Here is a 2,270-nt window from a genome sequence, read left to right on the forward strand (position 1 = left end):
AGGAGCTGGTACTACGGTAAGTCCTTTTACCTTGGATGTAGCCGCAGACGGTATTACCAATGCCGAAATAGCTGATAATTCCATAAACACTGAAAACATTACCGATGGTTCGGTAGGAACGGCTGATCTTGCCGATGGTAACAATGCCGGAGAAATGATTCAATGGAATGGTACGGATTGGGAATATATAGACCCAAGTACCTTGATTCCGGCAACTACGGTATCCAACACAAGTACAGGAAACACTTTATCGACAACGGTCAATGGTGTTACCGGAGCAGGGGTTCCAATAGTTAATATTAATTCACTTAGTTTAAATGGAAGTAATGAACTGGTTAGTACAGTGAATGGTGAAGCTTCAAACGTTATAGATTTGACTCCGTTCGTAAATAATGATACCAATGAAATTCAAGATTTACAATTAACAGGAGATAATCTAACATTGACAAATGACCCAACAGCAACGGCTATAGATTTATCAGATTATAGGGAAACTGTAACGGGAACAAATGATATCACCGTAACCGATGATGGCAATGGCAACTTTACTGTTGATTATGTAGATGGCGATAAGAGTGATACCAATGAGATTCAGAATGCATCACAGGTAGATATTACGGATAGTGCAAATAACTTTACTTCAACAGATGTAGAAGGTGCTTTGGCTGAATTGGCAGGGCAAACAGATGATGATATTACTGCAGCAGTTTTAGACGCAAGTAACGAACTTACCATAAGTGAAGGAACAACAGATGTAACAGTAGATTTATCATCTTTAAATGAAACGGTAATTGGTACCAATGATATAACGGTAACCGATGATGGTAACGGAAACTATACTGTTGATTATGTAGATGGTGATAAGAGTGATACTAATGAAATTCAGAATGCATCACAGGTAGATATTGCGGATGGTGCAAATAACTTTACTTCAACAGATGTAGAAGGTGCTTTGGCTGAATTGGCAGCAAACAGCACAGATAATCAAGATCTTTCTTTAACGGGAGATAATCTAACATTGACCAACGACCCAACAGCTACTGCAATAGATTTATCAGATTATAGGGAAACTGTAACGGGAACAAATGATATAACGGTAACCGATGAAGGCAATGGCAACTATACTGTTGATTATGTAGATGGCGATAAGAGTGATACCAATGAGATTCAGAATGCATCACAGGTAGATATTGCGGATAGTGCAAATAACTTTACTTCAACAGATGTAGAAGGTGCCTTGGCAGAATTGGCAGCAAACAGCACGGATAATCAAGATTTACAATTAACGGGAGATAATCTAACATTGACAAATGACCCAACAGCTACAGCAATAGATTTATCAGATTATAGGGAAACTGTAACGGGAACAAATGATATCACCGTAACCGATGATGGTAATGGCAACTATACTGTTGATTATGTAGATGGCGATAAGAGTGATACCAATGAGATTCAGAATGCATCACAGGTAGATATTACGGATAGTGCAAATAACTTTACTTCAACAGATGTAGAAGGTGCTTTGGCTGAATTGGCAGGGCAAACAGATGATGATATTACTGCAGCAGTTTTAGACGCAAGTAACGAACTTACCATAAGTGAAGGAACAACAGATGTAACAGTAGATTTATCATCTTTAAATGAAACGGTAATTGGTACCAATGATATAACGGTAACCGATGATGGTAACGGAAACTATACTGTTGATTATATAGATGGTGATAACGACTCCACAAACGAATTAACACAAAGAGGTACAGGCGGTCCAACAGGTTCACCTGCGGAAGGTACCACTTATGTAGACACTGCTAGTGGTCAACTTTATGTATACGATTCTGGTGCATGGCAACCAGTAGGTGGTAGTGCTACACCAGGAGATGCTAGTGATACCAACGAGCTAATAACTTCTTTTGGAGTTGTGGGTACTAATCTTCGTATTACCGAAGCGGGTACTGATTTTGATGTTCCTTTAAGTGATTTAGGAACGGACAGTCAAGATCTTTCTTTAACGGGAGATAATCTAACATTGACCAACGACCCAACTGCAACGGCTATAGATTTATCAGATTATAGAGAAACTGTAATAGGAGCAAATGACATAACTGTTACCGATGACGGAAATGGTAATTTTACTGTCGACTATGTAGATGGCGATAATGACAATCAAAACGAAATAGAGTTGCCAACTGGAGGAAATAACGGTCAAGTACTTTCTACTGATGGTTCAGGAACATATACTTGGGTAGATCCAGATTCAGGTCCTGCAGGTG

The 2,270-nt window shown here is 39.1% G+C and carries 1 protein-coding gene; it reads left to right on the forward strand.

Annotation, left to right across the window (positions count from 1 at the left end; translation table 11 throughout):
* The coding region (locus I600_RS19360) for a beta strand repeat-containing protein (RefSeq protein WP_082643037.1) at positions 1–2,270 on the forward strand (2,270 nt) is incomplete at both ends.

This window comes from Maribacter dokdonensis DSW-8, from assembly GCF_001447995.1.
In the GTDB taxonomy this organism is placed as follows: domain Bacteria; phylum Bacteroidota; class Bacteroidia; order Flavobacteriales; family Flavobacteriaceae; genus Maribacter; species Maribacter dokdonensis.